23 protein-coding genes and 1 CRISPR repeat array are annotated in these 24,298 nt (G+C 73.6%); of the genes, 14 read left to right on the forward strand and 9 right to left on the reverse strand.

Features of this window, described 5'->3' with window-relative positions; genetic code table 11:
* Positions 1 to 446 precede the first annotated feature (446 nt).
* Genes ACFYOJ_RS12760 through ACFYOJ_RS12770 form a run of 3 tightly spaced genes read right to left on the reverse strand, consistent with a single transcriptional unit; the run spans position 447 to position 2,492 of the window.
* A complete protein-coding gene (locus tag ACFYOJ_RS12760) occupies positions 447 to 650 on the reverse strand; it encodes a DUF397 domain-containing protein (protein WP_356558279.1) in 204 nt (67 codons plus the stop codon).
* A 22-nt stretch (positions 651 to 672) separates the two neighbouring features.
* Positions 673 to 1,242: a GNAT family N-acetyltransferase gene (locus ACFYOJ_RS12765; RefSeq protein ID WP_356558280.1), complete on the reverse strand. Its 570-nt coding sequence runs from the start codon at positions 1,240 to 1,242 to the stop codon at positions 673 to 675.
* Entirely contained in the window at positions 1,227 to 2,492 is a 1,266-nt protein-coding gene (locus ACFYOJ_RS12770) for an XRE family transcriptional regulator (RefSeq protein ID WP_356558281.1), read from the reverse strand. Before ACFYOJ_RS12770 ends, ACFYOJ_RS12765 begins: the two co-directional genes overlap by 16 nt.
* 157 nt (positions 2,493 to 2,649) lie before the next feature.
* On the opposite strand from ACFYOJ_RS12770, the gene ACFYOJ_RS12775 reads away from it, so the two are divergent.
* From ACFYOJ_RS12775 to cas2e, 10 genes are all read left to right on the forward strand, one after another.
* Complete coding sequence (locus ACFYOJ_RS12775) at positions 2,650 to 3,072, forward strand: ATP-binding protein (protein WP_356558282.1); 423 nt, start codon at positions 2,650 to 2,652, stop codon at positions 3,070 to 3,072.
* Positions 3,069 to 3,275, forward strand: coding sequence for a hypothetical protein (locus ACFYOJ_RS12780; protein WP_356558283.1), 207 nt, complete (start codon positions 3,069 to 3,071; stop codon positions 3,273 to 3,275). Before ACFYOJ_RS12775 ends, ACFYOJ_RS12780 begins: the two co-directional genes overlap by 4 nt.
* Positions 3,276 to 3,969: 694 nt before the next feature.
* Complete coding sequence (cas3, locus tag ACFYOJ_RS12785; RefSeq protein ID WP_356558284.1) at positions 3,970 to 6,954, forward strand: CRISPR-associated helicase Cas3'; 2,985 nt, start codon at positions 3,970 to 3,972, stop codon at positions 6,952 to 6,954.
* The gene (gene casA / locus ACFYOJ_RS12790; protein WP_388596770.1) at positions 6,938 to 8,725 is read left to right on the forward strand and encodes a type I-E CRISPR-associated protein Cse1/CasA; all 1,788 of its coding nucleotides are present in this window, start codon (positions 6,938 to 6,940) and stop codon (positions 8,723 to 8,725) included. The genes cas3 and casA overlap by 17 nt, the downstream gene beginning before the upstream one ends.
* Positions 8,722 to 9,453: a type I-E CRISPR-associated protein Cse2/CasB gene (gene casB, locus ACFYOJ_RS12795; RefSeq protein WP_356558285.1), complete on the forward strand. Its 732-nt coding sequence runs from the start codon at positions 8,722 to 8,724 to the stop codon at positions 9,451 to 9,453. The genes casA and casB overlap by 4 nt, the downstream gene beginning before the upstream one ends.
* Positions 9,450 to 10,646 carry a type I-E CRISPR-associated protein Cas7/Cse4/CasC gene (cas7e, locus tag ACFYOJ_RS12800; RefSeq protein ID WP_356558286.1) on the forward strand — a complete coding sequence of 399 codons (1,197 nt, stop codon included), beginning with the start codon at positions 9,450 to 9,452 and terminating at the stop codon, positions 10,644 to 10,646. The genes casB and cas7e overlap by 4 nt, the downstream gene beginning before the upstream one ends.
* Positions 10,643 to 11,386 (forward strand): type I-E CRISPR-associated protein Cas5/CasD, encoded by a 744-nt coding sequence (cas5e, locus tag ACFYOJ_RS12805; RefSeq protein ID WP_356558287.1) that lies wholly within the window; start codon positions 10,643 to 10,645, stop codon positions 11,384 to 11,386. The genes cas7e and cas5e overlap by 4 nt, the downstream gene beginning before the upstream one ends.
* The gene (gene cas6e / locus ACFYOJ_RS12810) at positions 11,386 to 12,183 is read left to right on the forward strand and encodes a type I-E CRISPR-associated protein Cas6/Cse3/CasE (RefSeq protein WP_356558288.1); all 798 of its coding nucleotides are present in this window, start codon (positions 11,386 to 11,388) and stop codon (positions 12,181 to 12,183) included. Before cas5e ends, cas6e begins: the two co-directional genes overlap by 1 nt.
* Positions 12,180 to 13,154, forward strand: a complete 975-nt coding sequence (gene cas1e, locus ACFYOJ_RS12815; protein ID WP_356558289.1) for a type I-E CRISPR-associated endonuclease Cas1e — start codon at positions 12,180 to 12,182, stop codon at positions 13,152 to 13,154. Before cas6e ends, cas1e begins: the two co-directional genes overlap by 4 nt.
* Positions 13,151 to 13,513 (forward strand): type I-E CRISPR-associated endoribonuclease Cas2e, encoded by a 363-nt coding sequence (gene cas2e, locus ACFYOJ_RS12820; RefSeq protein WP_356558290.1) that lies wholly within the window; start codon positions 13,151 to 13,153, stop codon positions 13,511 to 13,513. Before cas1e ends, cas2e begins: the two co-directional genes overlap by 4 nt.
* Positions 13,514 to 13,605: 92 nt before the next feature.
* Positions 13,606 to 14,865: direct repeats of the CRISPR family, unit length 29 nt; unit sequence CTGCTCCCCGCACCCGCGGGGATGGTCCC.
* A gap of 117 nt (positions 14,866 to 14,982) precedes the next feature.
* Here the strand turns inward: cas2e and ACFYOJ_RS12825 are convergent.
* Genes ACFYOJ_RS12825 through ACFYOJ_RS12835 form a run of 3 tightly spaced genes read right to left on the reverse strand, consistent with a single transcriptional unit; the run spans position 14,983 to position 17,838 of the window.
* On the reverse strand, positions 14,983 to 15,888 hold the full coding sequence (locus ACFYOJ_RS12825; RefSeq protein WP_356558291.1) for a LysR family transcriptional regulator: 906 nt from the start codon (positions 15,886 to 15,888) through the stop codon (positions 14,983 to 14,985).
* 9 nt (positions 15,889 to 15,897) lie between these two features.
* Entirely contained in the window at positions 15,898 to 16,836 is a 939-nt protein-coding gene (locus tag ACFYOJ_RS12830) for a DMT family transporter (RefSeq protein ID WP_388596776.1), read from the reverse strand.
* A 33-nt stretch (positions 16,837 to 16,869) separates the two neighbouring features.
* On the reverse strand, positions 16,870 to 17,838 hold the full coding sequence (locus tag ACFYOJ_RS12835) for an EamA family transporter (RefSeq protein WP_356558292.1): 969 nt from the start codon (positions 17,836 to 17,838) through the stop codon (positions 16,870 to 16,872).
* Between the two features lie 139 nt (positions 17,839 to 17,977).
* Here ACFYOJ_RS12835 and ACFYOJ_RS12840 point away from each other — a divergent pair, with 139 nt between their 5' ends.
* Entirely contained in the window at positions 17,978 to 18,499 is a 522-nt protein-coding gene (locus ACFYOJ_RS12840) for a MarR family transcriptional regulator (RefSeq protein WP_356558293.1), read from the forward strand.
* 202 nt (positions 18,500 to 18,701) lie between these two features.
* Here the strand turns inward: ACFYOJ_RS12840 and ACFYOJ_RS12845 are convergent, their stop codons facing one another.
* The 3 genes from ACFYOJ_RS12845 to ACFYOJ_RS12855 all read right to left on the reverse strand — a co-directional run bounded on the left by ACFYOJ_RS12845 (position 18,702) and on the right by ACFYOJ_RS12855 (position 21,459).
* Positions 18,702 to 18,977 carry a hypothetical protein gene (locus ACFYOJ_RS12845; protein ID WP_356554762.1) on the reverse strand — a complete coding sequence of 92 codons (276 nt, stop codon included), beginning with the start codon at positions 18,975 to 18,977 and terminating at the stop codon, positions 18,702 to 18,704.
* 70 nt (positions 18,978 to 19,047) lie between these two features.
* Entirely contained in the window at positions 19,048 to 21,150 is a 2,103-nt protein-coding gene (malQ, locus tag ACFYOJ_RS12850) for a 4-alpha-glucanotransferase (protein ID WP_356554764.1), read from the reverse strand.
* The gene (locus ACFYOJ_RS12855; protein ID WP_356554766.1) at positions 21,151 to 21,459 is read right to left on the reverse strand and encodes a hypothetical protein; all 309 of its coding nucleotides are present in this window, start codon (positions 21,457 to 21,459) and stop codon (positions 21,151 to 21,153) included. It abuts the gene before it with no gap.
* A 244-nt stretch (positions 21,460 to 21,703) separates the two neighbouring features.
* Here ACFYOJ_RS12855 and ACFYOJ_RS12860 point away from each other — a divergent pair, with 244 nt between their 5' ends.
* Genes ACFYOJ_RS12860 through ACFYOJ_RS12870 form a run of 3 tightly spaced genes read left to right on the forward strand, consistent with a single transcriptional unit; the run spans position 21,704 to position 24,281 of the window.
* The gene (locus ACFYOJ_RS12860; protein ID WP_356554768.1) at positions 21,704 to 22,237 is read left to right on the forward strand and encodes a PadR family transcriptional regulator; all 534 of its coding nucleotides are present in this window, start codon (positions 21,704 to 21,706) and stop codon (positions 22,235 to 22,237) included.
* Positions 22,234 to 22,929: an ABC transporter ATP-binding protein gene (locus ACFYOJ_RS12865; RefSeq protein WP_356554769.1), complete on the forward strand. Its 696-nt coding sequence runs from the start codon at positions 22,234 to 22,236 to the stop codon at positions 22,927 to 22,929. Before ACFYOJ_RS12860 ends, ACFYOJ_RS12865 begins: the two co-directional genes overlap by 4 nt.
* Positions 22,926 to 24,281, forward strand: coding sequence for an FtsX-like permease family protein (locus ACFYOJ_RS12870; RefSeq protein ID WP_356554771.1), 1,356 nt, complete (start codon positions 22,926 to 22,928; stop codon positions 24,279 to 24,281). Before ACFYOJ_RS12865 ends, ACFYOJ_RS12870 begins: the two co-directional genes overlap by 4 nt.
* The last annotated feature ends 17 nt before the right edge of the window (positions 24,282 to 24,298 follow it).

Below are 24,298 nucleotides of genomic sequence, written 5' to 3' on the forward strand. Positions count from 1 at the left end.
TCCCCGTGGGTGCGGGGAGCAGGCGCAGCTGGACAAGGACCAGCAGCAGCGCGTGGGATCATCCCCGCGGGTGCGGGAGCAGCGATCGCCGACGGGCGGGACGCCTCGCCGGAGGGACCATCCCCGCGGGTGCGGGGAGCAGGTCGGCGGATCCGTGGGGTCCGTCGTGGGCGGGGGCCATCCCCGCGGGTGCGGGGAGCAGTGCTCGTCGAAGCGACCAGTCTACGAGGGGCCGGGGAATCCCTGCGGGTGCGGGGAGCAGGGCGTCGGCGTGCGGCTGTCCAAGGACGGCAAGGGGCCATCCCCGTGGATGCGGGAGCAGGTCTCGTGGACCAGCTCGCGGGTCCGGGCCGGGGGACCATCCCCGCGGGTGCGGGGAGCAGTGCCCGTTGTCCGGGCCGACGACGTTCGCGCCGGGACCATGACGTCCCGAGGGCGCCCGGTGACTACGCCGGGCGCCCTCGGCTTTCCTTGAGGGCGCCGACGAAGGCGGCGAAGACGGGGGCGGGGAAGGAGAGGGCGCCGCGGGAGGGGTCCTTGGAGTCGCGGACGGCTGTGCGGTGGCGGCGGGCCACTTCGACACAGGCGTTGCCTTCGCCACCACCGGAATAGGACGACTTGCGCCAGAGAATGGGCGTGGGGGTGATCATCGGGCTCCTCACAGCTCCTTGGTCACCTGGTGGACGAGGCCGTTTCCGCTCCCTGCTCCAGCGGTAGTTCGGCCAGCATGACGGCGTACACCGGGGAGTCCGGGAAGGGCTGTCGGTCCCCGACCTTCCGGAAGCCCCACGACTCGTACCTCTGCTGGACCTTGGGGTGTTCGAGGTCGACGAGCAGTACCACGAGGTCTTCGTCCCGGTCCTCCAGGAGTGCCCGGCTCACCAGCTCGGCCGTCCCGGTCTTCCGCCACTTCGTCCGGACGGCCAGCTCGGAGAAGGAGAACGTCCGGCTCTTCTCCGGGGCGGGATCCAGATGCTCACGCCACCACTCCCGTCCCGGGTTCGCCGGGGCTCCGTAGGCGAAGGCCACCGGCTCCTCACCGTCGTAGGCGATCACGCAGACGAACCCGGGGTGTCCGCCCCAGTGATCCACGAACCAGGGAAAGCGCTGGTTGAACTCGTCGTCCATCGCATCGGCGTAGGCGTCGGCGTGCACGTCGATCAGGGCCTGGCGGATCTGCGGGAGGTCCTTGTGGGCGAAGCGGCGGATGTCCGGACCGGTGGCGCTCAAGCTCGCCTCCATTCGGCTCGATAGCGGTCTCCCCACTCTTGTGCGACTGCCGCGTCCGGCGCAAGGGTGATCAAGTCGCGGTAGTAGTCGCCGAGGAGGGACCGCATCCTTCCCGGCAGCGGCGAGCCCTTCATCAGCTCGAACACGCTGGATGCCGTGGCGCACGCCTGGTCGATGTCCCGCTGGTGGAGCTGGGCCAGGGCGAGTCGTGCGGTGGCCAGGGCCCTGTTCCTGCGGAACTGCTCGGGAATCGCCCCCAGAGCCTTGTGGGAGGCGGCCTCGGCCTCGGCGGAGTCCCCGATCCGGTCCCGGACGATGGCCGTCATCGCCGTCAGCTCAGCTGCCCCGTAGAAGGCCGTCCAGCTGGGTCTGGGCCGGTCCGGTTCCGCCTTGCCCAGGGCTTCCTCGGCGTGCCCCAGGGAGCGGATGGCGGCCTGGCGGTCACCGAGGTTCGAGTGGCCGATGGCCGTACGAGCGTGGGCCAGGGAAGCGAAGAACGGGTCCCGCCTGGTGATCGGGGCCGCCTGGGCCGCCCGGGCGGAGTCGACGGCCTCCGTACGCTCCCCGCGCTGGTGGGCCAGCATGGCGTACGAGTTCCAGATCCTCAGTTCCGCCACGGAGTCCTGGGCCATCCCCGCCAAGTACAGGGCCTTTCCCAGCAGGGCGTACGCGCGGTCCGACCGGCGGGCGTCCAAGGCGCTCCAGGCAGCCGTGGCGGTGTAGTCGGCGGCGACGGAGAAGAGCCGGAGGCGGATGCGCTGGGTGGCCGCGAGCTTCTGCTTCCCCAATGCCTCGGCGGCTCCGGCCAGCGCGGCCCGCTCCAGGTCCTCGTGGCCTCCCCTGCTGTCGTCCAGAGCCATCAGGGCGTCCAGGCCGCTGCGGAGGCGGAGGACATCGGAGGTGCCCACCCGGGGCGGGACTCCGACGCGGGGGACCGCCACGGCGGCCGTCGTGCCGCTGACGGCGGTGAGGAAGTTCCGGCGCCTCACGGGGTCCTCCGAAGGGTTCGAGGTGCGTCGCCTGCGCGCCGGCGGGCTGAAGCCCAACTCCTCGGCGGCACGGCCGAATACCGCTTCCAACGCCTCACGCTGTCTGGGGTGCGGCCACGCGGTCCTCCCGGTCAGCCAGTTGCGGACGGTGCGGTCGCCGACCGTTCCGTCGTATCCCGCACTGACCAGGTGCGCGTTCACCCTGTCCGCCAACTCGGCCTGGGTGAGGCCGTTCTCGTGCATGACGCTGCTGAGGCTTTCGTTCCCCGTCACATACCCACGGTAGTGACCTGGTGCCCGTCGGTAGCAGGGATGCGGAGAAATTTCCGGTGGGTGCCGACGCACACGCCAAGAGCTTTTCCTGCCCCTGGGAGGCCGCGAGCCGTTCACTCGGGTACGGCTACATCGCAACCACACCCAAGGGGTCCTGATGACCGTGATGGCAACGCCACGCCCTACGGGGCATCCCGGCTACTCCGAGACTCTCCCCCGAGAACCGGAGAGCGCAGCCGCGGCCCGAAGGCTCGTCCGTACCGCGCTGGCCGCCTGGGGCCTGGAGGAACAGACCGATGACGCCATGGTCGTGGTGACCGAGCTGGTCTCGAACGCGGTGGAACACGGGCGGCTCTCCTCGATCCGCGTGGTCGTTTCACGGCTCACCGACAATCACGTTCGCATCGGCGTCGTCGACCGCTCGAAGAGCATCCCGGTGCTGCGGACCGACTCCGACGGCGATCAGGTCCGAGGCCGGGGACTCCTCCTGGTCGACGCTCTGGCCGAACGCTGGGGCACCGACCTCCACCGGTGGGGCAAACAAGTCTGGGCCGAGCTGAAGAGCGAGCCGGCCCGATGACCGAGGAGAGGACCCCCTGGGTCGGCGACCAGGTCCACGACGCCGAGGCGGGCAAGGAGGGCGTCGTCACCGACGTGAGAAACGGGACGTACATCCTGCGCGAGGTGCACTCGTGGTCCCTCCTCTGGACGGTCCCGGACGCCGAGAGGCTGACCGTCGTCATGACACGCGAGGAACGGATCAAGAGAGAGCGGGAGAACTGACCGCGTCCAGCAGCACATTCCCTTCGCTGAGCGGCCTCATCAGACGTGCGGGCACTCCGCCCCGCTGTCGGCATGACCACCGGAACCTTCAGGGTGACCTGCGGATCGGGGGGGCGGGGTTTGGAACGCGCAACCGTCACCGCCGGAGTCTCCGCAGCCCTTCGCCCTTCGCCCCTCGCCCTGGAGCGGGAGGTCGGCCGGTGCCTGGCACTTGTCCGCGCTGCCGTCCGGGGCCGGCAGCCACGGGCAGATGCCGACGACCGGGGCAAGTACGTGGGTACCGAGGAGCAGGCGGTGTCCTGTTCGGCGTCAGCGAGGTCCAGGAGACCATCCCCGCGGGTGCGGGGAGCAGGAGGACACCGTCCGCCGCTTCGCCCGCCGCCTGGGACCATCCCCGCGGGTGCGGGGAGCAGCACCCTGCGGTCGGCGAGCAGCGCGTCGAGCTGGGACCATCCCCGCGGGTGCGGGGAGCAGACTGTGCGACCTGCGAGTTTAGTGCGGGAGGGGCGTGAAATCAGTAAGTATTGGAGATTCCGGCAAATGGGGCATCATGCTTCGTCCGGGGGCGTAGTGGCCTCGTGATGGGGCGGTGGGAAGCCGAGCATCATACGACCTGCCGGTGTCTCCTGCCTGTTGATCACCTTGTTTGCTCGTTCTGGTGCCGAGAGGCGGCCTTTGCCTGTATCAATCCCCCATGAGCACTGGGGGGAATGCCCGTGCCGGCCTGCTGTGCCGGCTCGGGGGGCCGGCGCGGTCGGTGTGGGCCAAGCATGACCGCGGCACTGATGGCTGGCTGCCGTTGTGGCGGCACATGGAGGACAGCGCCGCGGTTGCCGGCCTGCTGTGGGACCGGTGGCTGCCCGCAGGGGTGCGGAGGCTGGTGGCTGGGGCGTTGCCGCAGGGAGAGTCGGACGCGCGTGCTCTCGCCGTATGGCTGGCCGGGGTGCATGACATCGGCAAGGCCACCCCAGCGTTCGCCTGCCAGGTCGATCAGCTCGCCGACGTCATGCGCAACCAGGGGCTGGAGATGCGCTCGGCGAAGGCGATGGGGCCGGACCGCCGGATCGCGCCGCACGGTCTGGCCGGACAGGTGCTGTTGGGAGAGTGGCTGGAGGAACGGCACGGGTGGGGAGCCGCGCGGACCGGGCAGTTCACGGTGGTCGTGGGCGGACATCACGGTGTGCCGCCCGAGCACGGACAGATCAAGGCACTCTACGCGCATGAGGAGTTGCTGTGCACTCCCGGTGCGAGCGGCCGGGTCTGGCGACAGGTGCAGACCGAGTTGCTCGACGCCTGCGCCGACCGCTTCGGGGTGGCCGGACGGCTGAGCGCGTGGCGTTCGGTGAAGCTGCCGCAGCCGGTGCAGGTGCTGCTGACCGCGCTGGTCATCGTCTCCGACTGGATCGCCAGCAACCCGGACCTCTTCCCCTACTTCCCCGACGGCGCGGCCCGCAGCGACCGGGAGCGTCTTGCCGCGGCCTGGCAAGGGCTGGACCTGCCGGAGCCCTGGCAGCCCGAGGAACTCGCCCAGGACAAGGACAAGCAGGGCGCCCAGGAGTTGTTCACCTCCCGGTTCGGACTGCCGGCGGGGGCGCGGGTGCGTCCGGTGCAGGAGGCGGCCGTGGAACTGGCCCGGGAGATGGAGGCGCCCGGTCTGATGGTCGTCGAGGCTCCGATGGGTGAGGGCAAGACGGAGGCGGCGCTCGCCGTGGCCGAGATCTTCGCGGCGCGTTCCGGCGCGGGCGGGGTCTTCTTCGCCTTGCCCACCATGGCCACCGGCAACGCGATGTTCCCCCGTCTGCTCGACTGGCTGGACCGGCTGCCGGGGGTGGCGGGCTCGCGTCGCTCGGTGCATCTGGCCCATTCCAAGGCGGCTCTCAACGAGGACTTCGCCGGCCTGATGGCCCGTGCAGGACGGGTCGCGGCCGTGGATGTGGACGAGGTGACACCCTCGCTCCGGCGGCAGTCGGATCACCGGCGTCGCGCGGGTGCCGAGCTGGTGGCGCACGCGTGGCTGCGCGGTCGGAAGAAGGCCATGCTGGCGTCGTTCGTGGCGGGCACCATCGACCAGTTGCTGTTCGCCGGGCTGAAGAGCCGGCACCTGGCGCTGCGGCACCTCGCCGTGGCCGGGAAAGTCGTCGTCATCGACGAGGCGCACGCCTACGACACGTACATGAGCGTGTATCTGGACCGGGTGCTGGCCTGGCTGGGGGCCTACCGGGTGCCGGTGGTGGTGCTGTCCGCGACCCTGCCGGCCGCCCGCAGGCGCGAACTCGTCGAGGCGTACGCCGGCCGGACCGAAGCGGGCACCTCCGCACCTGGCACCTCCGGGGACGTACCCGCGACGGACGAGATCGCGACGGACGGGATCGCGACGGACGCGTACCCGCTGTTGACGGCCGTCTCCCCAGGAGGGGTTCCGCTGGTCCGCCGGCCGCAGGCGTCGGCCCGGTCGACGCAGGTGCGGGTGGAGCGTCTCGCCGACGGACTGGACGTCCTCGCCGACCGACTGGAGAGCGAACTGGCCGACGGCGGCTGCGTCCTGGTGATCCGGAACACGGTCAAACGGGTGCTGGAGACGGCTCGCGCGCTGCGCGACCGGTTCGGCGCCGAGAACGTGACCGTCGCCCACTCGTGCTTCGTCGACCTCGACCGGGCGGACAAGGACCGCACACTGCTCCGGCTCTTCGGCCCGCCGGAGAAGACGGGCGACAGACCCACGGGCCGGCACATCGTGGTGGCCAGCCAGGTGGCCGAGCAGTCCCTGGACGTCGACTTCGATCTGCTGGTCAGCGACCTGTGCCCGGTCGACCTGCTGCTGCAGCGCATGGGCCGCCTGCACCGCCACCGGCGCGGGAAGGACCAGGGCGAGCGGCCCGGGCGGCTGCGGACCGCGCGCTGCCTGGTGACCGGGGTCGACTGGGCGGCGGACGTACCCGCCCCGGTGCGGGGATCGGTCGCCGTGTACGGGCGGTACGCCCTGCTGCGGTCGGCCGCGGTGCTCCTGCCCTACCTCGACGGCGGGTCCCGGCAGCCGGTGGAACTCCCGGCGGACATCAGCCCCCTCGTGCAGAACGCGTACGGCGAGGGGCCGGTCGGACCGGACCACTGGCAGGACGTGCTGAAGAAGGCGCGCGAGCAGTTCGAACGGCACCGCGACGACCAGGCCGAACGCGCCGCCGTGTTCCGGCTGGGAGACGTCGGCAGAGCGGGACGGCCGTTGTTCGGCTGGGTCGCCGCCGGTGTGGGCGACACGGACGACACCCCCACCGGGCGTGCCCAGGTCCGGGACAGCCGGGACAGCCTGGAGGTCGTCGTCGTGCAGCGGCGCGGTGACGGAAGCCTCGCCACCCTGCCGTGGCTCGCGGCGGACGGCAAGGGACGGCAGCGCGCAGGCATCGAGCTGCCGCAGGACGCGACGCCGGAGCGGTTCGCGGCCCGTACGGCCGCGAGCTGCGGGCTGCGGCTTCCCCTGCAGTTCTCCGGCGAGGTCATGGACCGGGCCATCGAGGAGCTGGAGCGGCTGTACCTGCCCAAGTGGCAGGGCAAGGACAGCCCTTGGCTCTCCGACCAGTTGATCCTCGCCCTCGACGAGGACTGCCGGGCCCACCTGGCAGGTTTCTCACTCCGCTACAGCCAGAGCGACGGTCTTGAGGTGACCCGTGACGCAGACGACTGAACCGCCCGGTACCGGTACCGGTACCGGCGCCGATGAGGACGCGGGCGCGGTGATGTCCTTCGACCTCACCGACCGGCCGTGGATCGGCGTCCTGCGGGACGACGGCTCCCAGGACGAGCTGTCGCTCCGCCAGGTCTTCGCACAGGCTGACCGACTGCGGCGCGTCGAGGGCGACCTGGCCACCCAGGAGTTCGCCCTGATGCGTCTCCTGCTGGCCGTCGCCCACGATGCCCTGGACGGCCCCGGTGACATCGAGGAGTGGGCGGAGCTGTGGGAGGACCCCGACTGCTTCGCCCCCGTCCAGTCCTACCTGGAGGAGCACCGCGACCGGTTCGACCTTCTCCACCCGGTCGCCCCTTTCCTCCAGACCGCAGGGCTTCGCACGGCGAAGGACGAGGTCTTCTCCCTCAGCCGGATCGTGGCCGACGTACCCGCCGGTGAGCCTTTCTTCAGCGCGCGCATGCCGGACGTGAAGCGGCTGTCCTTCGCCGAGGCCGCCCGCTGGGTCGTCCACGTCCACGCCTACGACACCTCCGGCATCAAGTCCGGCATGACCGGGGACGACCGGGTCAAGGGCGGCAAGGTGTATCCGCTCGGCACGGGGTGGGCGGGGGGTCTGGGCGGTGTCTTCGTGGAGGGCGGGACGCTGCGCGAGACCCTGCTGCTGAATCTGGTGGCGGCGGACACCGAAGAGCTCGACTCCTCCTCCGCCGACCGGCCGGCCTGGCGCCGCGAGCCCTGCGGCCCGGGCTCCGACGGGCGTTCCGCGACCGGCCTGCGCGACCTGTACACCTGGCAGTCGCGGCGGGTACGCCTGCACCACGACACGGACGGCGTCCACGGCGTCGTCCTCGGATACGGCGATCCGCTCGTCTCCCGGAACATGCACCGCAGTGAGCCGATGACCGCGTGGCGGCGCAGCCCCGCCCAGGAGAAGAAGCTGGGGCAGTCACCCGTGTACCTGCCCCTGGAGCACGATCCGGCCCGTTCGGCCTGGCGGGGCATCGCCGCGCTCGTCGCCGACCGGCTGGAGGACGGAGGCGGTGCCGAGGGCGCGTCGCGCCTGCGGCCGGGGATCCTCGAATGGATCGCCCGTCTGGTGACCGGGGGGCACCTCTCCCGTCACTTCCTCGTCCGTGCCCGGGTGGTGGGCGTCAGCTACGGGACCCAGCAGTCCGTGATCGACGAGGTCGTCGACGACCGCCTGGCGATGCCGGTCGTCCTGCTGCACCGGCAGGACCGTACGTACGCCCGGCAGGCCATCGCCGCGGCCGAGGACGCCGACCGGGCGGTGCGGGCCCTGGGCGACCTCGCGGCCGACCTGGCACGGGCGGCCGGGGCCGAGCAGGAAGGACCGAAAGCCGCGGCCCGCGCCGAGGGTTTCGACGCGCTGGAGCACCTCTACCGCGGCTGGCTGTCCGCCATGGCGGACGCTCCCGATCCCTTCGAGCACCGGTACGTCTGGCAGCGACAGGTCCGGGAGACGGTGGGCCGCCTCGGTGACCGTCTCATCGCCGCCGCGGGCGACGCGGCCTGGGAGGGACGGACCGACACCGACAAGAAGGGCAGGACCCACTGGCTGAACGCGGGCCTGGCCGACGTGTGGTTCCGGGGACGACTGGCCGGAGCGCTGGGCGACCCCGACTCCGCGGGTCCCGGCGGCAGCGGCGGAGGCGCCGCCGCACCGGCCGACGAAGGTCCGGCCGGCCCGGAACCGCCCGGCCTGCCGGAAACAGGCCACATCCCGACCGCCCCGGAGGTGCACGCATGACCACCGCATCCGTACCCGCATCAGCCCCGCCCGCGGCACTCCCGGTTCACCGGCAGGTCGCGGATCTCACGGCCACGCTCGTCGACTCCTGGCAGCGGGGGTACCTCCAGGACAGGCCCTCGGCGGTCGCCGCACTCGCCCGGCTGCGCCGCGGTGCGGGCCGCGAGGCGGGCGAGACGCCCGACCTGTGGAACCTGATCGACACCGATCCGCTCCACAGGCCGGCCCCGGGGACACAACCGCTGAGCGAGCAGGAACTGGTCCGTGCCGAGAACGCGCTGCACGCTGCCCTCACCCTCTGGGCGTTCCACCAGCAGTCCCGCGGCACCCCCATGCACCGCCGCCACACCCGTGAGCGGCCGGGCGGCCTGGGCGCGGCGGTCCGGCGTCTGATGCCGGCCGACGGCGTCGACGAACCCGTCCGCAAACGCCTGGTCCGCGCCGGCACCGCCCCCGACCTCGCCACCCTCACCCAGCGGCTGCGCGACATCGTCGCCCTGCTGCGCCGCGACGACATCCCGCTCGACTACGCCCTCCTCGCCGGCCAGCTCTACGCCTGGCAGTGGCCCGACGGACCCGCCGCCGTCCGCCGCCGCTGGGGCCGTTCCTTCCACGAGCAGCGACGCCCCCGGCAGGCCCCCGGCCAGGACGCCGCCCCGGCCCTCGACGAGAACACCACCCCGGGCTCCGCCCCGGTCACCGACACGGACGACAAGGACGCCTCGTGAACCGCATCTTCCTGGACGTGCACGCCCTGCAGACCGTCCCGCCCAGCAATCTCAACCGGGACGACACGGGCGCACCCAAGACGGCCGTCTACGGCGGGGTACCCCGCGCCCGTGTCTCCAGCCAGGCGTGGAAGCGGGCCATCCGCACCTACTTCGGGGACGAGCACCTGCTGGACCCCGCCGAACTGGGCGTGCGCACCAAGAAGGTGGTGGAGCTCCTGGCCGACCGGATCACCGGGCTCGACGCCTCCGTCGAGCGGGAGACGGCGCTGAGGCTCGCCGACGAGACGGTCAAGGCCGCGGGCTTCAAGACCGAGATCCCCAAGCGGAAGGCCGACCAGGCGAAGAAGGACGGCGGTCCCGCCCCGGCTCCCGAGAGCAAGTACCTGGTCTTCCTCAGCTCCCGGCAGCTCGACGGCCTGGCCCGCCTCGCCCTCGAGGGCGCCGCCGACATCACGGCGTTCCTGAAGAGCAAGGAGAACAAGGCCCGCGCCAAGGAGCTCGCGGACGTCCGTCACTCCGTGGACATCGCCCTGTTCGGCCGGATGGTAGCCGACGTCGCCGACATCAACGTCGACGCCGCCGTGCAGGTCGCGCACGCCCTCAGCGTCCACCGGGTCGACAACGAGTCCGACTACTACACCGCCGTCGACGACGAGAACACGGACGAGGAGACCGGCGCCGGAATGATCGGCACCGTCGACTTCAACTCCGCGACCCTCTACCGGTACGCCGCCCTCGGCGTGCACCAGCTCGCCGCCAACCTCGGCCGGGGCCTGCGCGAGGACGAACCGCGCACCGAGCCCGTCCGCCTCGCCGTCGAGGCGTTCGTGCGGGCCTTCGCCGAATCCCTCCCCACCGGGAAGATCAACACCTTCGGCCACCACACCGAGCCCGACGCCGTCGTCGTCCGGCTCCGCACCACCCGGCCGATCAGCTACGTCGCCGCCTTCGAGGACCCGGTCCGCAGCGACGGCGGCGGGCACCTGCGCGAGGCCGCCGACCGGCTCGCCGCCTACGCCTCCGACGTCGAGCGCGCCTACGGCGACCCCGAGACCACCCTCACCTGGGTCCTGCGCGTCGGCCCCGCCACGCAGAAGCTCGCCGGCCTCGGCACCGAGACCGGCACGCTGCGCGAACTCGCCGCCGCCGTCGGCCAGGCCGTCGCGGAACGCCTGGAGAAGCCCGCATGAGCCGCACGAGTGTGCTTGCCCTTCGCCTGGCAGGCCCCCTGCAGTCCTGGGGGGCCTCCTCCCGCTTCACCCGCCGCACCACCGAATCGGCCCCGACCAAGAGCGGCGTCGTCGGCCTGCTCGCCGCGGCGGCCGGCGTCGAACGCGGCGACGACACCGCCCTCGCCCCCTTGGCGGCACTCGGCTTCGGGGTCCGCATCGACCAACCGGGCACCCGCGTCCGGGACTTCCACACCGCCCATCACGGCGTCACCGGCGCGTCCATGCCGCTGTCCGAGCGGTTCTACCTCGCCGACGCCGTCTTCGTCGCCGCCCTCGAGGGCGACCACGCCCTGCTCACCGGCCTGCATGACGCCCTGCGCAGCCCCGCGTACCCGCCCTATCTCGGCCGGCGTTCGTGCCCGCCCTCCGAGCCCGTCGTCCTCGGACTGCACGAGGACGCGCGCCTGGAGGACGTACTGGCGAGCGTGCCGTGGCAGGCCTCCGCCTGGTACCGCAGGCGCCACCGCACCCCGCAGACCCTGACCGTGCTGCGGGAGGCGACGACCGACGGCGAAACCCGGACGGCGGACGTCCTGCGCGACCAGCCGGTCAGCTTCGACGCCGCACACCGGCGGCACGCACTGCGCACCGTCGTCACCGCACCCGTACCCACCCCGATCCCGGCGGAGGGCGGCAGCACGCAGCTCGCGCACGACCCGTTCGCCGCCCTCGCTGCCCTGGAGGAGGAGAGCGCCTGATGTTCATCTCCCGCTTCCGGATCAACACCGCCCGGCCCGGCGCCCGCCGCCTCCTGTCCTCGCCCCAGGCCATGCACGCGGCCGTCATGTCGTCGTTCCCGCACCTCCTGCCCTCCGACACTCCGGTGCCCGGCGCCCCGCGCGTGCTGTGGCGTCTGGACCAGCGGGCCCGCGCCGAGGTGCTGCTGTACATCGTCAGCCCCGACCGTCCCGACCTGACGCACCTGGTCGAGCAGGCCGGATGGCCCGCCGTCGCCGGTCCCGAGAACCCCGGCTGGCAGACCCGGCCCTACGGCCCCCTCCTCGACCGGCTGACCGCCGGCGACCGCTGGGCGTTCCGCCTGACCGCGAACCCCGTGCACACCGTCCGCCGCAAGGAGGGCGAGCCCCGCAAACTCACCGCCCACCTGACACCCGTCCACCAGATGGGCTGGCTGCTCGACGAGGAACGCCAACAACGCCTCGGCTTCCGCGTCTGCGAGAAACCGGCGGACCGACGGCTCCTGCCCGAGGGCACCACCCACCAGAAACGGCCCCATCCCGGCGACCGGTACGAGCTGGCCGTACAGGACACGCGGTCCCTCTCCTTCGACAAGTCCCGCAGCGCCGGCGGCCGCCGGGGCAAACCGGTCACCGTCCTCGCCGTCACCTTCGAGGGACGGCTGGAGGTCACCGACCCCGACGCCCTGCGCCGCACCCTCACCCAGGGCGTCGGCCGGGCCCGCGCCTACGGCTGCGGCCTGCTCACCCTGGCACCCCTCACCCCACCCGCCCCGCCCGCCCGGCGGACGCCATGAGCACGGTCTCCCGGCGCCCGGCACTCACCCCACGGCAGCTCACCCGCACCGGTGACCGTCTCTCCTTCGTCTACCTGGAACGCTGCACGGTCCACCGCGACGCCAACGCCATCACCGCCCAGGACGCGGAAGGCACCACCCACATCCCGTCGGCGACCATCGGCACCCTCCTCCTCGGCCCCGGCACACGCATCACCCACCAGGCCATGAGCGTGCTCGGCGAGACCGGCGCGGCGGTCTGCTGGGTCGGTGAACACGGCGTGCGCTACTACGCCTCCGGCCGCGCGCTCAGCCGTTCCTCCGCCCTCATGGAGGCCCAGGCCCAGCAGTGGGCCAACCCGCGCAGCCGCCTGGCCGTGGCACGTGCGATGTACCGGCTGCGTTTCCCGGACGAGGACCCGGCCGGTCTCACCCGGCACGAACTCCTCGGCCGGGAGGGAAGACGGGTCAAGGACTGCTACCGCGCCGAGGCCGCCCGCACCGGCGTCCCCTGGCGGGGCCGCCGCTACACTCCCGGCGACTTCACCAGCGGCGACGCCGTCAACCAGGCCGTCACCGCCGCCGCCCAGTGCATGTACGGCATCGCCCACGCCGTCGTCACCTCCCTCGGCTGCAGCCCGGCCCTGGGCTTCGTCCACTCCGGCCACGAACTGTCCTTCGTCCTGGACATCGCCGACCTCTACAAAACCGAGATCGGCATCCCGCTCGCCTTCGACGTGGCCGCCCAGGACGAGGAGGACGTCGGCCCCCGCACCCGCCGCGCACTGCGGGACCGCATCAACGAGACGTCCCTGCTGAACCGGTGCGTCGACGACATCAAACGCCTCCTGCTGCCGGAGGCGGCGGGCTCCACCGACCCCGGCGGTGACACCGACCGGGACGTCGTCATGCTCCAGAGCGACCACGGCCACCAGGTCGCCGCCGGCGTCAACCACGACGGCCCCGACGACTTCGGAGACGACCTCTGGTGACCGTCATCGTCCTCACCAACTGCCCGGCCGGACTACGCGGCTTCCTCACCCGCTGGATGCTGGAGATCTCCGCCGGCGTGTTCGTGGGCAACCCCTCGGCCCGGATCCGCGACGCGCTCTGGGAAGAGGTCCAGCAGTACGCAGGCCAGGGCCGCGCCCTGCTGGCCCACACCACCAACAACGAGCAGGGCTTCACCTTCCGCACCCACGACCACGCCTGGCACCCGACCGACCACGAGGGCGTCACCCTCATCCGCCGCCCCGACCCGAACACCCCCGCCCCCGCCCCCGCTACCCGGAACGGGCCACCGACCGGCTGGAGCAGAGCCTCCAAACGCCGCCGCTTCGGGAGAGCCTGATGCCCGCCAAGCCCCTTACGCCCTATTTGCCAGAATCAAAGAAAGTACTCGAAAACCGCCTCCATCACCAATAAACCCGCAGGTCACCCAGCCTGCTCCCCGCACCCGCGGGGATGGTCCCCGGTAGCATGTGGTACACGTCAGACGACCGGTCTGCTCCCCGCACCCGCGGGGATGGTCCCGTCGGCGCGGGCGTGACCTGCTGGCGCCGGGAGGCGAGGGACTGCTCCCCGCACCCGCGGGGATGGTCCCAGTGAGGCGTTCTCCACCGACGGCGGGAAGACCTGCTCCCCGCACCCGCGGGGATGGTCCCTCCGTGATCCGATCCACCAACAGCTGATCGAACTGCTCCCCGCACCCGCGGGGATGGTCCCCCGGCCATCGAGCTCGAGGAAGCGCCGGGCATCTGCTCCCCGCACCCGCGGGGATGGTCCCTCTTGTCCGCGTGCCGAACGCATGGCGTCGGCCTGCTCCCCGCACCCGCGGGGATGGTCCCGGACATGCCGCCCATCACGGAGAATTCGGGCTCTGCTCCCCGCACCCGCGGGGATGGTCCCATCCGCTTCGTCGCGCCTGGAGGTGTCCGGATCTGCTCCCCGCACCCGCGGGGATGGTCCCGGCAGCCACGGCAGGGCCCGGGCGGCGGCGCGCTGCTCCCCGCACCCGCGGGGATGGTCCCACCGCGGCCTCCCCGAGCGCTTCGCGCAGTCCCTGCTCCCCGCACCCGCGGGGATGGTCCCGACGGCCGGCCCCGGCGAGGTCGCGAGCCGGGCTGCTCCCCGCACCCGCGGGGATGGTCCCCACTTGTTGTCCAGGTACAGGTCGTAGCCGTTGCTGCTCCCCGCACCCGCGGGGATGGTCCCATCCGCGCACAGATTCCGCAGGATCTCCCGCTCTGCTCCCCGCACCCGCGGGGATGGTCCCACACGTTCGCGTGACATGCCGCATAGGAGCCACTGCTCCCCGCACCCGCGGGGATGGTCCCACGACCAGCCCCCGCCCCGCAGACGGTCAGTGCTGCTCCCCGCACCCGCGGGGATGGTCCCCATGGGAGATCCACATGTCCGACACCAACCAGCTGCTCCCCGCACCCGCGGGGATGGTCCCGCCACATGGCGATGGACCGCTCCCCGGGCGCCCTGCTCCCCGCACCCGCGGGGATGGTCCCGCGGATCATCTCGTCGATGACGGCCTGCGGATCTGCTCCCCGCACCCGCGGGGATGGTCCCGGTCGGGTCACGTACGACTTGCACGAGACTCTCTGCTCCCCGCACCCGCGGGGATGGTCCCCCTGAGTACGAACTGGCGGATGCCACCTATCCGCTGCTCCCCGCACTCGCAGGGATGGGCCTGGGCAGCGTCTCTTCGGGGCCTGCACTGTTCGCTGCTCTCGCAGCCGCAGGGGTGGCGCCGTCCGCCATGACATCGCGGAACAGCTGGACGATGGATTCGCACCCCGGAGACGCGGTTCAGCCGCCGAGGTCATCCGCCGCCTGCCGTAGGGCCGCAAGGACGCTGCCCGTGGCGCCGCGCTCCCCCGCGCCCTTGCGGACGGCCGCGACGACGTGCCGGACCGGGCGGTCCGCGTGCAGGTCGCGCATCGCCACGCCGTCGCGCGGCACGGCCGCCATGCGGGGGACGAGGGCGACGCCCATGCCCGCCTCGACCATCGCCAGGATCGCCGTCCAGCCGGCCGCCGAGTGCCCTTGGTGGGGGCGGAACCCGGCGGCCTCGCAGGCGGCCCGGGTGATGTCGGACCAGGGGCCGCTGCCGCCGAAGATCCACGGCTCGGCGGCCAGGTCCGCCAGTCGCAGCCCGGCCGACGAGGCCAGCGGGTGGTCGCGGGGCAGGGCGACGTCCAGCGGGTCGGCGAGCAGCGGTACGCGGGTGAAGCGGGGGTCGGCGGGGGGTGGTGCCTGTGCCGCCAGGGTCAGGGCCAGGTCCACATCCCGGGCGGCCAGCAGTTCGTACGCCTCCTGCGCCTCGGTCTCCCGCACCCGCACCGTGACGCCGGGACGTTCCGCCCGCAGCGCGGTCACGGCCGGTACGACGAGGGCGGGCACGGCGGTGGAGAAGGCGCCGACCCGGACCTCGCCGGCCTCCCCGTGGACGTGGGCCGTCAGGTCGGCGTCCGCGCGTTCCAGTTGTTCGAACACGGCATCGGCGTGCCGCAGGACGAGCCGGGCCGCGTCCGTCAGGCGGACCCGTCTGCCGTGGGCCTGGAGGAGTTCCACGCCGAGCCGGCGGGAGAGGTTCGTCAGTTGCTGGGAGACGGCCGAGGGCGTCATGTGCAGCGCCTCGGCCGTCGCGGTGACCGTGCCCCGGTCCCGCAGCGTCCGCAGGATCTGGAGTTTGCGGAGGTCCCAGTCGGCCATGCCGGCAATCTACCGGCGTGCCCCCGCGCCGAGGACGACGCCCGTGAGGATCAGCACCATGCACCCGGCCTGTGCCCAGCCGGTCGGTTCGGCCAGCAGCACCCAGGACAGCAGGGCGACGCACACCGGCTGGAGGTAGTAGACGACGCCCGCGCGGCTCGGGCCGATCAGGGAGACCGCCTTGTTCCAGGCGAAGAAGGCGACGGCCGAGGAGGCGACGCCGACGTAGAGGAGCGGCAGGACGGTGCCGGCCGTCAGGTCGAAGCCGCCCTGGACGGCGAGGCTGACGCCCTGGGCGGGCAGCAGCAGGACGGTGCCGAACAGGAAGGTGGTGAAGAGGAAGGTCACCCCGTCGAGGCCGTCGGGTCTGCGGCGCAGCAGGGCGCTGTAGGAGCCGAAGCAGCAGGCGGCGGCGATCATCCACAGGTCGCCGGCCGAGAAGGACGCCCCGTCCCCTCCGACGAGCAGCAGTACGCCCGCGCAGGCGAGGAGCAGCCCGGTGATGCGGCGGGCGCCGAGCCGGACGCCGCCCGCGCGTTCGTAGACGGCCATCAGCACCGGGGACGCCGCCATGATCATGCCCATGTTGGCGGCGGGGGTGGTGACGCCGGCCTGGTTGACGAGGGTGTTGTAGACGGTGACGCCGAGCAGGGAGGCGAGGAGGACGAAGCCGAGGTGGCGGCGGACGAGCGCGCGTTGCCGCCAGGCCCGGCGGGCGCCGAAGGGGGCGACGACGGCGAGTGCGATCACCCAGCGCCAGAAGGCGTGCTGGACGGGCGGGACGCTGTCGCCGAGGGCGCGGGAGGTGACGAAGCTGCCGGACCAGACGAGGGTGGCGAGGACGGCGAGCGCGAGGCCGATGGCGACGGGGGTCGTGGTCCTCGGCCGGCCGGTGGGGGTGGGGGTGTCGGCGGGGTGGGTGGTGGTCCGGCGGTCGGCTATGGCCACGGAGGTCCTTTCCTGGTCGGAAGCCTGGCGCGCCTACCGTCGCAGGACCGGACCCGTCAGGTCCATCGAATCTTCTCGACCGTTCTTTGAAGGAGAACTGAAGGTTCCGAGGCTCTCGGCGGTCCCGTCCCCGCCCCGTCCGCCCGGCGTGAGCTGTCCCGCGACGGTGGCGCCGAAGGCCAGTGCCATGCCCGCCAGTTGTACGGGGGTCAGCGCCTCGCCGAGGGCCGCCCAGCCGACGACGGCGGCGGTCAGCGGGGAGAGCGGGCCGAGGAAGGTGGCCTGGGTGGCGGAGAGGCGGCCGATGCCGCGGAACCAGAGCCAGTAGGCGACGGCCGTGTTGGCGAGCGCCAGGTAGAGGTAGCCGCCGGTCGCCGGGCCGTCCAGCGCGGGCGGGGCGCCCTCGACGAGGAGGGCGAGCGGCGCGATCAGCAGGCCGCCCGCGGTCAGCTGCCAGCCGGTGAGGGCGAGCGGGCCGACGCCGTCGGGGCGTCCCCACCGCTTGGTGAGGACCGTACCGGCGGACATGGAGGCCGTGGAGGCGAGGGCCGCCAGCACGCCGAGCGGGTCCAGGGCGCCGGCCGCCTTCAGTACGACCAGGCTGACGCCGAACGCGGCGACGAGGCCGGTGAGGACGGAGCGGGCCGTGGGCCGCTGCCCGAGCAGCAGTGCCGAGAGCCCGACGACGAGGAGCGGGCCGGCCGAGCCGACGACGGCGGCCATGCCGCCCGGCAGCCGGTAGGCGGACAGGAACAGCAGCGGGAAGAAGGCCCCGATGTTGAGTGCGCCCAGCACCGCCGCCTTCCCCCACCAGGCGCCGCGCGGCAGCACCCGGGCCAGGGCGAGCAGCAGCAGCCCGGCGGGCAGGGCGCGCATCAGCCCCGTGAACAGGGGCCGGTCGGGCGGCAGGAACTCGGTGGTGACGGCGTAGGTGGTGCCCCAGGAGACGGGGGCGAGGGCGGTGAGCGCGATGAGGGCGGTGCTGGGGCGGCCGGCGGCCATGGGGGCACCCTTCGTGGCGACGACGTGGTCCGGGGAGCGGGTCGTTCGGAGCGGGTCGTTCGAAGGTAGCTTAGCGCTAAGCAAGTTTCCGTCAAGCCACTTTCTTGCGGGCGACCGGAACGCCCCGGATACTCGTGCCATGACCGAACACCCCGAGCCGCGGCCCGGACAGCGCCAGGACCCCGTCGACGCGATCATCGGCCAGTGGGCGGCGGTGCGGCCGGATCTGGACACGGCCGCCATGGAGGTCTTCGGCCGCGTCTTCCGGCTCGCGCGCGCGATGGGCGACCGGATGGAGAAGGCGTACACGCCCTACGGGATCTCCCGGGGCGAGTTCGACGTGCTGGCCACCCTGCGCCGCTCCGGCGAGCCCTACACCCTCTCCCCCCGGCAGCTGTCGGCCACGCTGATGCTCACCACCGGCGGCATGACGGGCCGTCTGGACAAGCTGGAGCGGGCCGGGCTGCTGCGCCGCTCCCCCGACCCGCACGACCGCCGGGGGCTGCGGGTGACGCTCACCGCGGAGGGGCTGGAGCTGATCGACCGGGCCGTCGGCGCCGGACTCGCCGTCCAGACGGAGGCGCTGTCCGCCCTCGGCCCCGACCGGGCCGGGCTCCTCGCCGGTCTGCTGCGGGAGCTGCTCGCCGCCACCGAGAAGTAGCCGACGCGGCCTCCTCCCCCGGGAACGCCGCGAGGGCGCCGGCCCCGTCCGCGTACGGCTGGTGCGTACGCGGACGGGGCCGGCGCCCTCGGTGCGGCGGAGGCGGGCCGTCGGGCCCGGTTGCGGATCACCGGACCACGGGGCCGTCGGGCCTTGGCGGACTGACGGGTCTTCGGCGGGCCGGGCGGACCTCGGCGGGCCGTCAGGCCTTCGCGCCGGCCCGGGTCTTCACGTTGCGGGAGGTCACGCGGTGCTCCTCCTTGGAGCGGTCCAGGACCATCACCAGACCCGCGATGACCACGAACAGGCCGAGCGGGAGCAGGACGTAGAGACCCAGCGTCTCGATGACGCTCAGGCCCGTGCCGGGGTCGTCGCCGTCGTCGCGGGTCAGCGCGAGCGCGGGGGACGACATGAGCAGCATCATCAGCGTCGTACCGGCTGCCAGGGCGCCGGCGCGCAGGGCGTTCTTCTTGTCCACGGTGCAAAGTTAGCGAACGGCCGAACGGGGCGCGCGCCCGGGGTGCCGTACGGGGCCCCGGGCGTCCCGTTCAGGGTGCGGAACCGGCCCGCATCACCTCGGTCAGGGCGTGCAGGCGCGGTGAGGCGGCCAGGTCCTCCAGGGTGACCGGGCGGCCCTCGGCGTCGGCGACGGGCAGCCGCCAGTTGGGGTACTGGTCCCAGGTGCCGGGCAGGTTCTGCGGGCGGCGGTCGCCGACGGCGTCGGGGAGCCAGAGGCCGACCATGCGGGCGGGGGTGCGCAGCAGGAAGCGGTGGACGGCCTGGATGCCGGCCTCCTCGGAGGGGGTGCCGGTGTCGCCGCCGGTGCCGTGCAGCAGGCCGAGCCGGGCGAGCTGTCCGAGCCATTCGGCGGCGTCCGCCGCCGCCTCGGCCCGCTCCTGCTCCAGCGGGCGGGTGAGCAGGCCGAGCCGGTCGCGGAGTTCGACGTGTTCGCCGGAGAGCCGGGCGGCGGTGGACGGCAGGTCGTGGGTGGTGGCGGTGGCCAGGCAGTCGGCGCGCCACCGTTCGGGCGGCAGGGGCCGGCCGTCGCCCGCCCAGTCCCGTTCGAACCAGAGCACGGAGGTGCCGAGCACCCCCCGTTCGCGCAGGGTCTCGCGCACGCCCGGTTCCACGGTGCCGAGGTCCTCGCCGATGACGACGGCGCCGGCCCGGGTGGCCTCCAGGACGAGGACGGCGAGCATGGCCTCGGCGTCGTAGCGGACGTAGGTGCCCTCGGTGGGCGGGTGGCCCTCGGGGACCCACCAGAGCCGGAACAGGCCCATGACGTGGTCGATGCGCAGGGCGCCCGCGTACCGGAACAGGCCGCGCAGCAGGTGCCGGAAGGGGGTGTAGCCGCAGGCGGCGAGGCGGTCGGGGCGCCAGGGCGGCAGGCCCCAGTCCTGGCCGCGGGCGTTGAAGGCGTCGGGTGGCGCGCCGACCGACATGCCGGCGGCGAAGTACTCCTGCTGGGCCCAGGCGTCGGCGCCCTGCGGGTGCACGCCGACGGCGAGGTCGTGGACGATCCCGACGGGCATGCCGGCCTCGCGGGCGGTGCGCTGGGCGGCGGTGAGCTGGGTGTCGGTGAGCCAGGCGAGACGGGAGTGGAAGTCGACGCGGTCCATCAGCTCGCGGCGGGCGCGGGCGGTGCCGGCGGAACGCGGGTCGCGCAGCTCCTTTGGCCAGCGGCGCCAGTCGGAGCCGTGTCTCTCGGCGAGCGCGCACCAGGTGGCGTGGTCCTCCAGGGCGGTGCCCTGTTCGGCGAGGTAGTCGCAGTAGGCGGCGCGGCGGCCGGGGCCGAGGGGGACCTCGTGGAGCAGTTCCAGGGCCTCGCGCTTGAGCTCCCACACGGCATCCCGGTCGATGAGGGCGCCCTCCTCCAGCACGGCGGAGCGCAGCCGTCCGGCACGCTCCCGCAGGGCGCGCAGGCCGGCGGCGTCGGCGACGTACGCGTACTCGGGGACGTCCTCGACGCGCAGGTGGACGGGGTCGGGGAAGCGCCGGGAGGAGGGTCGGTAGGGCGAGGGGTCGGTGGGGGCGCCGGGCACGGCGGCGTGCAGCGGGTTGACCTGGACGAAGCCGGCGCCGAGGGCGCGGCCGGCCCAGGCGGTCAGTTCGCCGAGGTCGCCGAGGTCGCCCATGCCCCAGGAGCGGTGGGACAGGAGGGAGTACAGCTGGACGAGGAGTCCGTAGGAGCGGCCGGGCGGGGCGGGCAGCCGGCCGGGGGCGACGATCAGGTGGGCGTGGGCGGTCCGGCCGTCGGGCGCGGTGGCGGTCAGGCGGTGGTAGCCGGCGGGGAGCCGCCCGGCGTCGGCGCGGGTCCCGCCCTGCTCCGTCTCGACGCGCAGGACGGTGCCCTCGGGCAGCGCGGCCAGGGCGGCCGGGGTGCCGCCGCCGGCGCGGGCGACGACGGTCGGCGGCAGCAGGCGTCCGCGCAGCTCCTCCTCGCGGGCGGCGAGGGCGGCGCGCACCGCCGCGGGGCCGCTCGCGTCGACGCCGAGGGCGGCCAGCGCGAGGGTGACGGCGGTGGCCGAGGCGGCGACGGTGCGGTCGGGGGACGGATCGTAGGAGGTGGCGACGCCGTGCAGGGCGGCGAGCCGGACCAGATCCTCGGAAAGGTCTTCGACGGGGGGCTCGGCCGGCCGGGCAGCTGTCATCTACGACCTCTCGGGTTCCGGTACGGCGAAGGACGGGCCGCCCTGCTCCGGGACGTCTGCCGTGAGCTCGGGGGAGGATTCGCTGGTCAGGGGTACGGCGTCGGTGAACGGCGGCTCGCTGGTGAGGGGAGCCGCGTCGGGCAGCGGCGGTTCGCTGGTCAGCGGGGCGCCGGCGCAGCCGCCGGTGGTGGTGCCGAAGACGCAGTAGTGCGGGGTGCCGGAGTCGGCGGAGGGCTCCGCCCAGGGGGCGGGCGGCTCCGCCACGGGTTTGGAAGGGGCCGGGAGCAGCAGGGGCGCCGGTGCGGCCATGGGGGTCTCCTTGGGTGTCGAGGTGTGCCGGAGCGGACCGGGCACGTTCTGACGGGTCACGGCAGCCCTACCCAGTCGCCGCGCGGACAGGCACCCCGGGACGGACAACGTGACCCTGGCCACATTCCGCTCCGGGGAAACATCCTGGACCGGGGCGAAAGCCCCCACACCGGCCGTCACTCGTCCGAGCGAGTTCCGGCGCAACTATTCACTCAGTACATGTACGCGGTGAATACTCGGCGGCATGAGCACCCGTCACATCCTGCTGGGACTGCTCGCCTCGGGGCCGAGCCACGGCTACGACCTGAAGCGACGGCACGACGAACGCTTCCCGCAGGCCCGCCCGCTGGCCTACGGGCAGGTCTACACGACCCTGCAGCGCCTGGTCCGGGACGGCCTCGCGGAGGTCGACGGCACCGGGTCGGACGGCGGCCCGGAGCGGACCGCGTACCGCGTGACGGACGAGGGGGCGCGCGAACTGGCGCGCTGGACGGCGGAGGTCGCGCCGCCCGCGCCCTTCGTGACGAACGAGATCTTCGCCAGGCTCGTCGTCGCCATCCTCACCGGCGCCGACGCGGACGCGTACCTGCTGGCCCAGCGCGCCGCCCACATGCGGCGGATGCGGGAGCTCACGGCGGTCAAGACCGCCCCGGGCGCGGACCTGACGACCGTGCTCTCGGCCGACCACGCCCTCAACCACCTCGACGCCGACCTCCGCTGGATGACCACCACGGCGGCCCGGCTCACCACTCTGACCGCGGAGGTCCGCACGACATGACGAACGGGGAGACGAGGGGGCCGCTGCTCGCGGCCACCGGTCTGGTCAAGGCGCACGGCAGGACAAAGGCCCTGCGCGGCGCGTCCGTCGAACTGCGCGCCGGCGAGATCCTCGCCGTCACCGGGACGAGCGGCAGCGGGAAGTCGACGTTGCTGCACTGCCTGGCCGGGATCGTCCGGCCGGACGCCGGCTCGGTGACGTACGACGGGCAGCGGCTGGAGGGACTGCCGGAGAAGCGGCTGAGCGAGCTGCGCCGTACCGACTTCGGTGTGGTCTTCCAGTTCGGTCAGCTGATCCCGGAGCTGACGGCCCTGGACAACGTGGCGCTGCCGCTGATGCTGGCGGGCACCGGCCGGGCCGAGGCGCGGGCGCGGGCCGGTGAGTGGCTGGAGCGGTTCGGGGCGCGTGGGCAGGAGGGGCTGCGGCCGGGCGAGATGAGCGGGGGCCAGGCACAGCGGGCGGCGCTGGCACGCGCGCTGGTCACCGGGCCGAGGGTGGTCTTCGCGGACGAACCGACCGGGGCGCTGGACTCCCTGGCGAGCGAGCAGCTGATGGCGGCGCTGGCGCACACCGCCCGGGAATCGGGCACGGCGGTGCTGCTCGTCACGCACGACGCGCAGGTGGCGGCGTACGCGGACCGCGAGGTCCAGGTGCGGGACGGTGCCGTCACGGCGCTGGAGGTGACGGCGTGAGCACGGTGGTCTCGGACGCCCGGCTGGCCCGGCAACTGGTGCGCGGCTCGGACCGGCGGGAGTGGTGGCGGATCGCGCTCACGGCGGCGGGCGCGGCACTGGCCACGGGCTTCGCCCTGGCGGCGGTCGCGCTCGCGTCGGTGCCGGGCGGTTACTCCGTCTCCGTCCTCCACGGTCTGCTGAGCGGGCCCGGCACCCGGTCCGGGGCGATCGCCGGCCTGTTGCTGCTGCTCGTGCCGGTGCTGGCCTTCCTCGGCCAGTGCACCCGCATCGGCGCGGTGCACCGGGACCGGCGCCTGGCCGGGCTGCGGCTGGCCGGGGCGACGCCCTGGCAGGTGCGGCGGATCGCGGCGCTGGAGACCGGGCTCGCCTGTCTGCTGGGCTCGGCGGTGGCGACCGTCTTCTCGGCGCTGCTCCTGCTGCGCCTGTGGAGCGGGCCGACCGCGCTGACCTGGGCCGGCTTCGCGCTGGTCGCCCTCGGGGTGCCGGTGGCGGGCGCGGCGGCGGGCGCGCTGGCGCTGCGCCGTGTGGTGGCGTCGCCGCTGGGACGGGTGCGCCGGACGGGGCCGGGGACGGGGCGCGGTCCGGGGGCGCTGTTCCTGGGTGCGCTGGTGCTGCTGGTCGCGGTGGCCCCGCTCGCCATGAGCCGTGGTCACGTCGCGGGCAACCGGGTCCACTGGCACGCCCCGCTGACCGTCTTCTGCCTCGTCGTCGCGCTCGGCGCGGGCGCGGTGTGGCTGGCCGGGGCCACCGCCCGGCTCACCGGCCGGGTCCTGGCCGCGCGGGCCCGGACGGCGGCCCCGCTGCTCGCGGCGGAACGGCTGCGCGACGACCCGTGGGCCCCGGCCCGTACGCACGCCGCCGTCCTGGTGGTGACGGTCGCCGGGACCGCGTTCCTGTGCGTCCGGCACGCGATGCTCACCGAGCTGCGCTCCGGGGAGTACCTGGCCGCCGACCGGGAGTACTACACCACCGGCCTCGACCTGGCCGGCGCCGCCGTCCTCGTCGCCCTCGCGATCACCCTGTCCGGCCTCGCCGTGGGCACCGCCGAGTCCCTGACCACCCGCCGCCGCGTCCTCGCCGCCCAGGTCGCCGCCGGCGTCCCGCGCCCGGTCCTCGGCCGCGCCCTGCTGCTGGAGACCGCCCTCCCCCTGGCCCCGGCCCTGCTGCTGGCCGGCGCCGGCGGTATGGGGACCGGCGTCTGGTACTCCTCCCTCACCAGTGACGGCTCACTGCCGTGGACGGCCCTGCTGGTCGCACCCGCGGTGTACGCCCTGTGCCTGCTCGCGTCGGCAACGGCCCTGCCTCTGCTGGGCCGTTCGGTACGGCCGGGGGAGCTGCGGTACGTGTGACGGCTGCCCGGCGAGCC

Source organism: Streptomyces sp. NPDC006384 (assembly GCF_042870695.1).
Taxonomy (GTDB): domain Bacteria; phylum Actinomycetota; class Actinomycetes; order Streptomycetales; family Streptomycetaceae; genus Streptomyces.